The following is a 13,080-nucleotide window of genomic DNA, read 5'->3' as shown; positions in this document are numbered from 1 at the left end:
GCTCTAGCGACCTTCTGGCGAATATTTCAGCCCCCGCTCGCAATCACCCCGTTCGCTACGGCCTAGGACCGCCAACGAACCAATTCTTGCTCAGCCTCGACGGGCGAGGGGGCGCTTCGAGCGCAGTCGGTGAGTCCTGCGCACGAGCTGAGCGAGCGCCTCGTCCTTCGAGACGACCGCGGAGCCTGTCATCGGCCGCGCTTTGCGCGGACCCGGTGGCGGTCTCCTCAGGATGAGGTTAAGCAATCATGGTGCCCGTTGAAACTGCTGCCGCGCACTCGGTCCTCATCCTGAGGGCCCGCCAAAGGCGGGCGTCTCGAAGGATGGCCGCGCAGGCGAAGGGCTGCAGCTACTGCGCCGACAGCCGCACCATCTGACGGCCGCCGTTCATTTCCTTGAGGCGGTTGACGAAGTTTTCGGGGCGCTGCCAGCGGTTGGGGACTTGCAAGCCCATGAACTCGGCGATGTCGCCGATGAAGCCGGTGCAGTTGGCGGTCTCGGCGTTCCACACCGGCGAGCTCGCCTGCAATTTCTTGATATAGGCGAACACGCGCTTGGCGTCGGCCTCGTTCAGATAGACGCGATAGCTCGCGGTCAGATAGTCCGGATCGAGATCGCCGTAGCTCGCGCCGGTCTCCGACGGCACGAAGGTGATGTGGCCGAGCACGTAAGCGAGCGTGTCGCCGGCAGGCGTCAGCCCTGCGACCTCGACCGCCTTCTCACTGGTCTTGCCGTACCAGACGAAGGCGTGACCCCAGCTCGCGGCCGTGCGGGCGCGGAAGTCGACGTAATACGGACCCTTCTCCGCGCGCGCGACCGAACGCCGCGTCGATTGCGGCGCCGGCCGTGATGTGGAGTCGGTCGTGGCAAGCGCATTGGCATCGGCAACGCGCTTGTTCGCTTCGTGCGCCGAAGCCGAGGGCATCAGGCATGCGATCATCGCCGCGAGGGCGAGCCCGGCAAGGATGCAGGATCCCGATCGATCAGGTTTGTTCGTCAAACTGTGCCCCTCGACTGTCGGCCGCTTACGCTAGTCTTGCGCGGCGCGTCAGTAGCGCGCTGCGACCGGGCCCGGCGCCTTGCCGATCGGGGCCTTTCCAACCGGGCTCTTGCCAATCGGCATCTTGCCGATCGGTGCCTGCTCGGCCGGATAGGCCGGCACGGGCTGGCGGCGCGGCAAATCCGCAGCGTTCGCAGCCGTCACCAGAGCAAGCGTCGCACCCAGAGCAATTACAATCTTCTTCACAGTGATACCCCTAGAAGGTTTGGCCCAAACACGGCCATGCCGTGCCCCCAGACACGCCTCACAGAAGGGCGGCGGAATGCGACCAAGTTGCGGCGCACCCGGGACATGTTGGCGGCATCTCTCAGGCGCGCGGAGATGTGATGTGTCCGGATGTTTCCAGGCGGTGGATCACGGCCCACGGAATGAGTCTCGCTCGACCCATCCCGCTCACGACCTTTCATACCGTTCAGGAGAACAGCAGCCGATCCTTGATCTTGTATCCGACGGTGAAATCGTCGTCGAACCACGCCTTTTCGCCCGGGCCCGGCGGCCGCTTCAGATGCAGCTTCACACCCTTCTCTTTGGCGTTCTTGACCGCGACCCGGAACGAGTAATGGTCGAAGATGCCGAGTGCCTCGATCATGTAGGACACGGCGATGCGACGGTCTTTGATGAGCATGAGGTTCTCGCCGTTGTGGCGATCGGCGGGCTTGGAGAAATTGTAGGAGCCGAGATAGACCCGCGCCGTCGGCTTGTCGAAGTCGATCACCGTGAACTTGTGATGCATGCGTGTACCGGTGCCGCCGGTTGGCTCCGACGCGAAAGGTTCGGGCACATTCTTGCTGAGCTCGGCTGCGAACACCGGCTGCCTGTTTCCGTCAGGGTCCTGCACCTCGATGCCGCCGACCTTCTTGTCGGCGATGCCGTAGACGAAAACGTTGGGATCCTCGGTCAGCTGTTTGATCGCGTCTCGCACGGAGCCGCTCGTCTGCGCCAGGAACGCCAGCGAATAGAGTAGTGACGACGTCGTGGTCTTGAGGTCGTCGCCGATCCCGTCGAGCTTGGCGTTGGCGGCACTGTGGGGCGAGAACACCACCTTGGCGTCGATGCCGGGAAGTTCGAGGTCTTGCCAGTCGGCGGAAGGCGTTGCGCCGAAGCCTGCGGCGCTGTTGCTCTTGGCGACATAGCTGTCGAAGGCCGCGAATGCGAGATCGACCGGCTTCTGACCAGTCACCACCAAGGCATTGTTGGCCTGCACGTAGAAGCCGCGCCACGACAGATTAGTAGAACCAAACACCACTTTCTTCACGGTCGGCCCGTTCACCGCGATCGTCTTGTTGTGCTGGAGGTTGCCCATATGCTGGCGCAATACGTTTGCGCGCCCGGCCGAGGCGACCAGGCGGCTCTCCGCAGCGTTTTCCGCGGAACCGTCTTCACCATGGTCGGCACTGTCGTCGATGATGATCTTGAGCAACGGTCCGAGTTGGAGGAGGCGGTCGAGGATCTCAGGCATGTTGAAATCGTAGGCAACGACGCGGACCTCGGCATGGTCGGCGATCGCCTGATCGAGGGTTTCCAGGATCGCGTTGCGCGCCTCGAAGCCCATCCAGGCCAGTGCGACCTGCGTGTCGGGATGGGTTGGCTTGAAGTCGAGCCCGCCCGCTGCGAGGGGCGCCACCAGCGTGTTGATCGGGCCGTGCGCCAGATAACGGTCGACGAAGGCCTGCGACGAGACGAAGCCGCGGGTGAAGGTGACGTTGGCGATGCCCGGATAGGTCTCGCGCGCGAGCTCGATCGGCGCCTGCTGTGGCTCGCCCTTGCTGAGGTTGCCCTGCGCGTCCATGAACATCGGCGTGACGCGATAGATGAAGTCGCCGACGAGTTCTGCATTGCGCGGGAAATGCACCCACCGGAATTTCTGGATCGGCGCTTGCAGGGTCGGATGCTTTTGAGGATCGACGTTGCCCGAGGCGTCGAGAAAGCCGAGCCGGTTGTTCAACGCAAAGAACTCGTTACCGCCGGGCTCCTGGTACTCGATCGCGAAGCCGACGAAATTCTGCGGCGGACGGCCGTTCTTCCAGTTCATCGCAACCAGCGTCTTGCCGTCGCCGCGATGCAACTTGAGGGAAAACAGTGCACCGGCGTTGGTGCCAACGACCTGGAAGCCCGACGCGCCCGGGGGCGGATTTGAGGGAGGCGATGTCACTGGCGGCGTGGGAGTGGCAGGCGACGTCGTGGCTGGCGGCGTTGTCGGGGTGCCGGCCTTCTTTGCAACCTTGCTGGTCTTTTTCATCTTGGTTGCGCCGGTCTTGCTCTTCTTCGCCTTAGCCGTCTTCTTGCCGGCCTTGGATTTTTTCGCGTTGGATTTTACCGCCTTGGATTTGCTGGCCTTGGACTTGCTCACCTTGGACTTGGCCGATTTAGATTTCGCCTTCTTCGACTTGGCTTTCTTGGACTTGGCTTTTTTGGGTTCGGTTTTCTTGGATTTGGCCGCGGCTTTTTTCGCCTTGGCTTTTGTCTTGGCTTTCTTGGACTTTGATTTCGAAGCTTTGGCTTTGGTCTTCTTGGCAGACTTTGTGACTTTCCGGGCGGCCATGGACGCGTCCTCCGAATATGAATGCTGGCCGGCATTGACGGGTTGATGCCAGCGACGGAATGATGATCGAGTCGAAAAAACCTGAAATTCAAATACTCGCCCCAAGATTGTATCACGGGCCGAGCGGATACGGAAATACCTCGTGGTCTGTCTTTGTTGCGGAGCAGGCGCCGATGGGACGGCGCTTCACCCGATCCGGTTCAAACTGTTCCTGATCGTCGCGAAGATGCCGCCGATATCCTTGCGCAGTGCATCGAGCGCGTTGAAATTGTCGAAGACGCGGGCGAGGCGGTCTTCGACCTCGCGCTTGCTTTTCGTCAGCGCCTCGACGCGCGAGGCGAGGGTGACGTCGCCGTTGGCCTCGATCTCGCTGACGGTTTTGGCGAGAAGATCGCGGGTGGTGCCGACCTCCGCGATCAGAGCTTCGATACCGAACACCGGGGCCTTGAGCGGGACGAGGTCGGCCTGCGACTTCGACAGTTCCGTCTTGAAGGCGCTCAGCGTCGCCAGCGTCTCCTGTAGCGCGCCGAGACGCTGGCGCGACTGGAGGACGAAATCGTTCAGCGCGTTCTGGCGCTCGGTGAGGGTCTTGCCGGCGGCATCCGTCTCGACATCGGCGAGCGCGCGTTCGAGCTGGGCCTGGCGCTGGCCCAGCTCCTCGAAGTCGAGCCTGATACCTTTGAGAATGTTGAAGCTGTCGTCGATGCGGGCGAGGCGTTGCTCGATCTCGATCTTGTTCTTCGACAGCGTCTCGACGCGGGTGGGAAGCGGCGCTTCACCGGCGGTCTCGAGCTCGTCGATGCTCTTGGCAAGACGATCATGGCTGAGGCTGAGCTCGCCGATCAGGGCGTTGATGCCGGCGTCCGAGGCGCGCAGCGGCGCCAGCTCGGCGTGGGATTTCGCCAGATCCTCCTTGTACTGGTTCAGGGTCGCAAACGTCTCCTGGACCGTGCTCACCCGCCCCAGCAGCGCCGACACGTCGCGGGCGATGTCCCTCTGCCGGTCGGCGAGATTGTTCTTGCGGTCGTCGGTCTCGAGGTCGTGCAGCGAGCGTTCGAGCTGGTTCTGGCGGTCGCGGATCTCGGTGAAGACGGGCTCGACCGCGCGGCGCTGATCGGCGACCTTGCCGACCATCTCGCGCAGCGCTTGCTGGCGGCGGCGGATCTCGGCGAGCTGATCGTGCATGTCGGTGGATTGGTTGCGGCCCTGCTGAAGCAGCGCGCGCTGCTCGGTCTCGCCGAGCTTGTCGTGGAGGGCGGAGACCGCCTCCCGGGGATCGCTTTCGATCAGGTGCTGAACCGTGGCATCGAGGTGGTTTTGCAGGGCGTGGGCGACGACGACGTCCTCCCTGGTCCTCTTGAGGCGGTCACGAAGCGTGTTCAGGCTGCGGTCCTGGCGCGACAGCCGCCAGGCAGAGGCGCCAATCAGGGCCAGCGCCAGGGCGGCAATCACGCCGGTTGCGATGCGTTGCGGCACCGGCAGGCCCGCGAACCAGGCGGGCAGGTGGGCAATGTCGTAACCAAGCGCCTGCTGGGCAAGAAGCGCGACGGCGGCCAGCAGGCCCAACCAGGCAACCAGGAAAAACAGCCACATCGTGAATTCCTCACGCCGGCACACATTTTCGCCATGATTGCCAAGCGGGGAACCGAGCGCAAGAGGCTGGCGGGGTGCTGGGTGCACGTTGCGGCGCGAATCCCCAACTCACCGCATCAGCCGGTCGGCTGAGGCGCGATGAAAGGGATGCCCGTCTTTTCCAGAAGCGGGAAATCCCTAGATCGGACGTGGTAGCCGCGGCGGGCGCCGACCCGAATCGGCGCGCCTCATTTCCCGAGGAAGCTCGAGCGCATCTTGTCGGCGAACCAGACGGCGAAGATCGCACCGAATGCGAGAGCGAAGTACAGGGCCGTCCACAAAAGTGCATTGCTGGCGTTCGTCATGGCGTCCTCCCTTGCATCAGAAATCGATCTGTTGCCGGAAGGATAGTGGCGGCCGGGATGGTGCGATTTGCGCTGGATCAATTTTGCCGCGCTGCGGGAAAGATGGCCGGCGAGCCGTCATTCCGGGCTACGGCACGGTGTTCGCGGCTACAGCCGAAACTCGTTGGTGAGCTCGCCGATGCCGTCGATCGCGACGGTCACGGTGTTCACGGGCTCCTTCATCACGCCGACGCCGACTGAGGTGCCGACGGCGATGAGGTCGCCGGGGAGCAGGGTCATGTCGTGGGAGATTTTGCTGACCAGCTCCTGCGCCGTGAAGATCATGTCGGAGATCGGGTAGTTCTGCCGCTCCGCGCCGTTGAGGATGGTGCGTACCGTGAGTTTTGCGGGATCGAGGCCGGTTGCGATGACGGGGCCGAACGGGCCGTAATCGTCGATGCCCTTGGCGCGGGCCCATTGCGGGAAGGTTGGGTCGCTGGTCAGGATGTCGTTGGCGGTGATGTCGTTGACGCAGGTATAGCCGAAGATGAAGCTGTCGGCCTCGGTGGGCGAGACACGTGCGCAGGTCCTGCCGATGACGATGCCGAGCTCGCCCTCATAAGTGGTCTTGCCGTCGTAATATGAGGGACGGCGGATCACGGCGCCCGGCGTCGTGATGCTGGTGGTGGCTTTCAGCAGATAGAGCGGCTCCGGCGGCTCGGGCTGGTTGAGCTTGGCCGCGAGCGCGTGAAAATTGTTCCAGAGCGCGACGATCTTGCCGGGCGCACAGGGGGCGAGCAGCTCGACCTCCGAGAGCGCCAGACTCTTGCCGGTCGCAGAGTTGCGGCCGAACATCTCGCCCTCATGCACGCTGATCCCCGATGGCGTGAGCGTGCCGAAACCGGCCGTGCCATTGCTGCGGAAGCGCAGCCACTTCTTCACCTCGCTCGTCATCACGCCACCGCCAATGCGCGGGGATCCGATGGCGTCGAGACGCCGTCATAGAGGCCGGCGATGCGGGCGCGCTGGGTCACCATCGCCAGCACCGAGTCGAGCGCGGGCGTGGCGATGCCGGTGAGACGGCCCATCTCCTGCACGACGGTGACCAGCGGGTCGATCTCCATGGGACGGCCGCGCTCGAGATCCTGGAGCATCGAGGTCTTGTGGGCGCCGACCTTGCGTGCACCCTCGATGCGGCGCTCGACGTCGACGCGGAATTTGACCCCGAACGTCTCGGCGATGCCTTGCGTCTCCACCATGATCGCGCGCGACAGCGAGCGCGTCGCCGGATCGGTGCAGATCACGTCGAGCGTTGCGTGCGTGAGCGCGCTGATCGGGTTGAAGCAGACATTGCCCCAGAGCTTCAGCCAGATCTCGTCGCGGATGCGGTCGAGCACCGGGGCCTTCAGCCCGGCGGCGACGAACAGGTCGGCGAGGCGCGTTACGTCCGAGGTGATCTCGCCCGAGGGCTCGCCGAGCGGGAAATTGTTGCCGTAGACGTGACGGATCACGCCGGGCGCCTCGATTTCGGTGGCGGGATAGACGATGCAGCCGATGGCGCGCTCGGCCCCCAACTCGCGCCATTGCCGCCCGCCGGGATCGATGCTCTCCAGCGTCGAGTTCTCGTATTGGCCGCCGTGCTTGTAGAAGTACCAATAGGGGATGCCGTTGACGGCGGTGACGATGCGGGTGTGGGGCCCGAGCAGCGGCTGCATCTTCTCGATCACGCCGGTGATCGAATGCGCCTTCAGCGTGATGATGATGTAGTCCTGCACGCCGAGCTCTGTGGGATCGTCGGTGCAGCGCGGATGCACGGTGTGCTTCTCCTCGCCCGCGAGCAGCGTCAGGCCGCGCTCGCGCATCGCGGCAAGGTGGGCGCCGCGTGCGATGAGGCTGACATCGGCGCCTGCGCGCGCGAGCTGAACCCCGAGATATCCGCCGATTGCGCCGGCGCCGTAGATGCAGATCTTCATGAAGTCCTCGCGAAGCAGCCGAAGCCGGAAATTGGGACGAAAGATCCGGTCCGGCTCGGAAGGGATCCGAGCCGGGCCGGTAGTCACAGGGGAAGGGTCGTATCGCTAAAGCGCGAGGCGCTTTAGCCTATTGTTTGAGCATGATCTTTTCGGAAAACCGCTGCGCACTTTTCCGGATCATGCTTAGGCAGCTGCTTGCGGCTTGCCGTTGATGGCCTCGTCCATGGCAGCCGCGATGTCGCGCATGCTGATGACGGAGACGAGGCTGTAATCGTCGATGACGGGCAAATGGCGGATGTGATGCCGGTTCATCAGATGCCGGACATGCTCGATCGTGTCGCTCGAGGTGCAGGACACGAGCTGCTGCACCGAGACGAGCTGCGAGACCTTGACGTTGACGGCGTTCGCGCCGTGCTCGGCGACGGCGCGCACCACGTCGCGCTCGGTGAACATGCCGACCGCGGTGTTACCCTCGGAGCGGACCACGTCCTTGACCACGAGCGCGCTGATATTGTTGGCGCGCATCAGCTTGGCGGCGATGCCCACTGTTTCGTTCATTCGCACCGTGACAACGCGCGGCGTCTTCTTGCGCAGAATGTCTCCGACCAGCATTGCAACCTCCCTGGGTGAATGTTGCGAGAAGTGTGGTATACATAATGCCAATCGTCAAGCGCTGGATTTGGGCGATCCGAAAAATCTTGCGACAGCGATGCTGACGTTTGTCGCCGAGACAAAAGGAAGGGGCGCATCGCTGCGCCCCTTGCTCGTCGTGCGAAAGCGTGCGGCGGTTACGCCGTCTCGGTCCTGGCGGTTGTCTTTGCGGTTGTCTTGGCGCTGCCGGTCGACGCCTCGGTGCTCTCGGCTTCCTTGCCGAGGATGAAGGAGCGGCGCAGCGGCTTGATCACGAACAGCGCCATCAGCGCCGCCGTCGCGTTCAGGGCCACCGCGACCACGAACACGGCTTTCCAGCCATAGGCCGCCGAGATCACGCTCGCGAGCGGAACGAGCAGGGAGGCGGTGCCCTTCGCGGTGTAGAGCATGCCGTTGTTGGTGGTTGCGAACTTCGAGCCGAAGGTGTCGCCGCAGGTCGCGGGGAACAGCGAGTAGATTTCGCCGAACACGCCGAAGTAAACCGCGGTCGCCAGCACGAAGACCAGCGGGATGTGTCCGTAGGCCGACAGCGTCAGGAGCATCAGCGCTGCGGTGCCGAAGGCGATGAACATGGTGTGCTCGCGGCCGATCGTGTCGGAGACGAAGCCGAAGAACGGGCGGCCGAAACCATCGAGGATGCGGTCGAGCGAGATCGCGAAGGTCAGCGCCGCCATCTGGAAGCCGGCGAGCGTGACCGGCGTGTCGGCGATCTTGAAGTCGTGCGCGATCGGACCGATCTGGGCCGCCGTCATCAGGCCGCCCGAGGCGACCATGACGAAGACGAGGTACATGACCCAGAAAATCGGGGTGCGCAGCACCTGCGGCGGGGTGAAGTCGATCTTGGTTTGCGGCAGATTGAGCTGCTTCTTCTTCGGCGGGATCGAGAGCCGCGGCGGCTGGATGAAGAAGGCGAGCGCGAACACGATCATGCCCTGGCCGATGCCGAAGGTGAGGAAGGCGTGCTGATAGCCGCTCGATGCGATCATGCTCGCGATCGGCACGATGGTGAGCGCGGCACCAGCGCCGAAGCCGGCGGCGGTCGCGCCGGCGGCAAGGCCGCGGCGATCCGGAAACCATTTCAGCGCGTTGCCGACGCAGGTGCCGTAGACCGCGCCCGCGCCCATGCCGCCGATGATCGCCGCCGCATAGAGCAAAGTGAGCGAGTCGGCATAGGAGTTGAGGATCCAGGACAGCGCGATCATCACGCCGCCGAACATGACGACGATGCGCGGGCCGTATTTGTCGACGAACCAGGCCTCGACCGGCACCAGCCAGGTCTCGGTGACGACGAAGATGGTGAAAGCGAGCTGGATCGCGGCGCGTCCCCAATGATGGGCGGCGTCGATCGGATCGACGAACAGCGTCCAGCCATATTGCAGGTTGGCGATCATCGCCATGCAGGCGATGCCCATGGCGAGCTGGAGCCAACGGAAACCGGTGCGAAGAGGCGCGGCCGTGACCGCGCCGTCCGTGCTGGAAATCATCAAGAACCTCCCAACGCGCTCGTCCTGTCGACATCGTTTGCCAAGATGACTTGATGTCGCAATGGTTGTGGCTTATCGTCGCAAGCGCGGCGCGGAGCTTGGTATACCATATTCCAGAAAGCAAGCCCTAACTGGGTCCTCCATCCCGAAAATCTGCGGTTCCATCGTGCGGTGAAGGACTCGCTCTAACGAAAACGCCCGGCCGCGAGGCCGGGCGTCTGCTCGATGAAGAGCTGTGGTGGAGCGGGTCAGATGGTCGATTTCTCGACCACGACCTTGCGCCAGGGTTTCAGCACCGCGATCGCCAGCAGCGAAGCCAGGATGTTGGCGCCGGCCGCGATGATGAACACGCTGTCCCAGGTGCCCGACGATTGCTGCATGTAATTGCCGATCGGGACCAGCAGCGCGGCGGTGCCCTTCGCGGTGTAGAGCAGGCCGGCATTGGTGGTCGCGAACTTGGCGCCGAACGTGTCGGTGCAGGTCGAGGGGAACAGCGAGTAGATCTCACCCCAGGCGAAGAACACGAAGCCCGAGAGCAGCACGAACCAGATCGGATCGTGGCCCCAGAGGTAGAGCATCCAGATGCCGAACCCTTCCATGCCGAAGGCGATGAACATCGTGTTCTCGCGGCCGATCATGTCGGAGATCCAGCCGAAGAACGGACGGGTCAGGCCGTTGAGCACGCGGTCGATCGTGGCCGCGAAGGTCACTGCCGTCATCGTCACCGCCATCAGCGTGACCGGCACGTTGTCGACCTTCCAGTCGGCCGCGATCGGCTTCAGGTTCGCCGTCACCATCAACCCGCCGGCGCCGACGATCACGAACATGAAGTACATCAGCCAGAAGATCGGCTGACGCAGAACTTCGGTCGGCTGGTAGTTGCGGCGGGTCTGCAGCAGATTGGCGTTTGCCACCACGCTCGGCACCTGGCCCGCTTTCGGCGACAGCAGGAAGAAGGCCAGGATGCAGATGATGATGCCTTGGCCGAGGCCGAAATAGAGGAAGGTGGTCTGGAAGCCAGAGTCCTTGATCATGGCCTGGATCGGCGCGACGGTCAGCGCGGAGCCTGCCCCGAAGCCCGCGGCCGTGATGCCTGCGGCAAGACCGCGCTTGTCCGGAAACCACTTCAGCGCGTTGCCGACGCAGGTGCCGTAGACGCCGCCGGCGCCGATGCCCGCGATGATCATGCCGAGATAGTAGCCGTTGAGCGTGGTGGCCTGCGCGTTGATCGCCCAGCCGATGGCGCAGAGCACGCCGCCGACCAGCACGACGATTCGCGGACCATATTTGTCGACGAACCATCCTTCGATCGGCACCAGCCAGGTCTCGAACAGCACGAACAGCGTAAAGGCCCATTGGATCGACGCGCGATCCCAGCCGAATTTCTTCTGGATGTCGGGGACGAAGAATGTCCAGCCGTACTGATAATTGGCGATCATCACCATCGCGCCGACACCGATGGCCAATTGCGCCCAGCGATAAGTATCGCTCACACGCGCGGCACTAGGGGCCGCTGCCGACTGCACCATGTCCGTCATTAAAAACCCTCCCGAACGCGCCGATCATTTTTAAGCATGCGCTGGCGTGCATCCTGGTATGCAATATGCCAAGATTCAAGCGACGGAGGGGGAGGTGCGGCGAAATAACGCGGGTCTGTTCACATGTGCCATGGCGGCGCGCTTGTAAAGCCCCATCATTGCCGGCGTGCCGGCATCAATAGCCATTATGGCCATTCAAACTATTGATTTATCAGGTGTTTTTCGAAAAGGCGCGACGCCGTGAGCGCGTTGGGGAAAGCCGGCAAGCGCGGGGATTTTCGCACTCATGCGCTGCTCGCGCACGCCGGCAGGGGGCATTCGGCGAGCGCACCCTTCCTGGGATCCTTTATTCCAAAAGTCCGGCCTGCGACGGTTTGGCAGGGGCGGCGGCGCGGATCGCGCCTCACGCCATCGACGTGCGCAGCCGGCTGTAGCCTTCCTGGATCGCGGACCAGAACAGGGCGATCAGGCCGAGCACCATGATCGTGCTGACGAGGCCGTTGGAGAAGAACACATTGAGCGAGCCCTGCGATCCCAGCAGCGACTGGCGGAAGGCTTCCTCCGCCTTGTCGCCGAGCACGATGGCGAGCACCAGCGGTGCCAGCGGGTAGTTGCACTTCTTCAGGAGATAGCCGAGCACGCCGAACACCAGCATCAGCATCACGTCGAAGGTGCTGTTGTGCACCGAATAGGCGCCGATGGCGCAGAGCACCAGGATGAGCGGCGCGATGATGCCGAAGGGCACGCGCAGGATGGCGGCGAAGATCGGCACGCAGGTGAGCACGACGATGAGGCCGGCGAGATTGCCGAGATACATCGACGCGATCAGGCCCCAGACGAACTCCTTCTGCTCGACGAACAGCATGGGGCCGGGCTGCAGGCCCCAGATCAGCAATCCGCCGAGCAGGACGGCGGCGGTCGGGGAGCCGGGCACGCCCAGCGACAGCATCGGCAGCAGCGCCGAGGTGCCCGCGGCATGCGCGGCGGTCTCCGGCGCGATCACGCCTTCGATCTCGCCCTTGCCGAAATTGTTGCCGCGGCGCGACAGGCGCTTGGCGATGCCGTAGCTCATGAAGGACGCCGGCGTTGCGCCGGCCGGCGTGACGCCCATCCAGCACCCGATCAGGCAGGAGCGCAGCGAGGTCATCCAATAAGCGGGCAATTCCCGCCAGGTCTGCAGCACCACCCGGAGGTTGATGGTGGCGTTGCCGCCGCGGAATGCCAGCCCTTCCTCCATGGTCAGCAGGATCTCGCCGATGCCGAACAGGCCGATCACTGCGATCAGGAAGTCGAATCCGTTGAGCAGCTCCGTGACGCCGAAAGTCAGCCGCAATTGCCCCGTGATCGAGTCCAGGCCCACGGCCGCGAGCGCAAAGCCCATCATCATCGCCGCGATGGTCTTGAACGGTGGCTCCTTGCTGAGGCCGACGAAGCTGCAGAAGGCGAGGAAGTACACCGCGAACTTCTCCGCCGGGCCAAATCGCAGCGCGAAGCCCGCGACGAGGGGGGCGACCAGCGTGATCATGATGACGGCAAACAGCGCGCCCACGAAGGAGGAGGTGAAGGCGGCGGTCAGCGCTTCGCCGGGCTTGCCCTGTTGCGCCATCGGATAGCCGTCGAAGGTGGTCGCGACCGACCAGGGCTCGCCGGGTATGTTGAACAGGATCGAGGTGATGGCGCCGCCGAACAACGCGCCCCAATAGATGCAGGAGAGCATGATGATCGCCGATGTCGGCGGCATGCTGAAGGTCAGGGGCAGAAGGATGGCGACGCCATTGGCGCCCCCGAGCCCCGGCAGCACGCCAATGATGACGCCGAGCGTGATGCCGATGATCATCAGCATGATGTTGTAGGGCTGCAGGGCGACCGCGAAGCCGTGAAACAGATTGGCCAACTCTTCCATATCAATACGTCCT

The 13,080-nt window shown here is 63.6% G+C and carries 11 protein-coding genes; 1 reads left to right on the top strand and 10 read right to left on the bottom strand.

The features are described 5' to 3' along the window. Positions 1-349: 349 nt before the first annotated feature. The 3 genes from IVA79_RS24255 to IVA79_RS24245 all read right to left on the bottom strand — a co-directional run bounded on the left by IVA79_RS24255 (position 350) and on the right by IVA79_RS24245 (position 3,212). Positions 350-1,000, bottom strand: coding sequence for a hypothetical protein (locus IVA79_RS24255; protein WP_247557581.1), 651 nt, complete (start codon positions 998-1,000; stop codon positions 350-352). 48 nt (positions 1,001-1,048) lie between these two features. Continuing rightward, positions 1,049-1,252, bottom strand: coding sequence for a hypothetical protein (locus IVA79_RS24250; RefSeq protein ID WP_166819520.1), 204 nt, complete (start codon positions 1,250-1,252; stop codon positions 1,049-1,051). 220 nt (positions 1,253-1,472) lie between these two features. Next, positions 1,473-3,212, bottom strand: a complete 1,740-nt coding sequence (locus IVA79_RS24245; RefSeq protein ID WP_247557579.1) for a phospholipase D-like domain-containing protein — start codon at positions 3,210-3,212, stop codon at positions 1,473-1,475. A gap of 13 nt (positions 3,213-3,225) precedes the next feature. Here IVA79_RS24245 and IVA79_RS37050 point away from each other — a divergent pair, with 13 nt between their 5' ends. Then, positions 3,226-3,648: a hypothetical protein gene (locus IVA79_RS37050; protein WP_247557575.1), complete on the top strand. Its 423-nt coding sequence runs from the start codon at positions 3,226-3,228 to the stop codon at positions 3,646-3,648. Between the two features lie 140 nt (positions 3,649-3,788). On the opposite strand, the gene IVA79_RS24235 is transcribed toward IVA79_RS37050, so the two are convergent. The 7 genes from IVA79_RS24235 to IVA79_RS24205 form a co-directional block, all read right to left on the bottom strand. Then, entirely contained in the window at positions 3,789-5,195 is a 1,407-nt protein-coding gene (locus IVA79_RS24235) for a hypothetical protein (protein WP_247557572.1), read from the bottom strand. 491 nt (positions 5,196-5,686) lie between these two features. Next, positions 5,687-6,472 (bottom strand): fumarylacetoacetate hydrolase family protein, encoded by a 786-nt coding sequence (locus IVA79_RS24230; RefSeq protein WP_247557570.1) that lies wholly within the window; start codon positions 6,470-6,472, stop codon positions 5,687-5,689. Continuing rightward, the gene (locus IVA79_RS24225; RefSeq protein WP_247557568.1) at positions 6,472-7,491 is read right to left on the bottom strand and encodes a 2-dehydropantoate 2-reductase; all 1,020 of its coding nucleotides are present in this window, start codon (positions 7,489-7,491) and stop codon (positions 6,472-6,474) included. The genes IVA79_RS24230 and IVA79_RS24225 overlap by 1 nt, the downstream gene beginning before the upstream one ends. 183 nt (positions 7,492-7,674) lie before the next feature. After that, positions 7,675-8,103 carry a CBS domain-containing protein gene (locus IVA79_RS24220; protein WP_247557566.1) on the bottom strand — a complete coding sequence of 143 codons (429 nt, stop codon included), beginning with the start codon at positions 8,101-8,103 and terminating at the stop codon, positions 7,675-7,677. A gap of 176 nt (positions 8,104-8,279) precedes the next feature. Beyond that, on the bottom strand, positions 8,280-9,626 hold the full coding sequence (gene oxlT / locus IVA79_RS24215) for an oxalate/formate MFS antiporter (RefSeq protein ID WP_247557564.1): 1,347 nt from the start codon (positions 9,624-9,626) through the stop codon (positions 8,280-8,282). Between the two features lie 248 nt (positions 9,627-9,874). Continuing rightward, complete coding sequence (gene oxlT, locus IVA79_RS24210) at positions 9,875-11,164, bottom strand: oxalate/formate MFS antiporter (protein ID WP_247557562.1); 1,290 nt, start codon at positions 11,162-11,164, stop codon at positions 9,875-9,877. A gap of 403 nt (positions 11,165-11,567) precedes the next feature. Continuing rightward, entirely contained in the window at positions 11,568-13,067 is a 1,500-nt protein-coding gene (locus tag IVA79_RS24205) for a tripartite tricarboxylate transporter permease (protein ID WP_247557560.1), read from the bottom strand. Between the last annotated feature and the right edge of the window lie 13 nt (positions 13,068-13,080).

The sequence above is a fragment of the Bradyrhizobium sp. 138 genome (assembly GCF_023074075.1).
Lineage (GTDB): Bacteria > Pseudomonadota > Alphaproteobacteria > Rhizobiales > Xanthobacteraceae > Bradyrhizobium.
Note: the sequence above shows the minus strand (reverse complement) of the source record. Positions and strands in the feature narration are given on the sequence as shown.

Bases quoted from the DNA above. Each gene is read 5' to 3' on its own strand.
- IVA79_RS24235 (WP_247557572.1), bottom strand. From the start codon at position 5,195: ATGTGGCTGTTTTTCCTGGTTGCCTGGTTGGGCCTGCTGGCCGCCGTC.
- IVA79_RS24230 (WP_247557570.1), bottom strand. From the start codon at position 6,472: ATGACGAGCGAGGTGAAGAAGTGGCTGCGCTTCCGCAGCAATGGCACG.
- IVA79_RS24225 (WP_247557568.1), bottom strand. From the start codon at position 7,491: ATGAAGATCTGCATCTACGGCGCCGGCGCAATCGGCGGATATCTCGGG.
- IVA79_RS24220 (WP_247557566.1), bottom strand. From the start codon at position 8,103: ATGCTGGTCGGAGACATTCTGCGCAAGAAGACGCCGCGCGTTGTCACG.
- oxlT (WP_247557564.1), bottom strand. From the start codon at position 9,626: ATGATTTCCAGCACGGACGGCGCGGTCACGGCCGCGCCTCTTCGCACC.
- oxlT (WP_247557562.1), bottom strand. From the start codon at position 11,164: ATGACGGACATGGTGCAGTCGGCAGCGGCCCCTAGTGCCGCGCGTGTG.
- IVA79_RS24205 (WP_247557560.1), bottom strand. From the start codon at position 13,067: ATGGAAGAGTTGGCCAATCTGTTTCACGGCTTCGCGGTCGCCCTGCAG.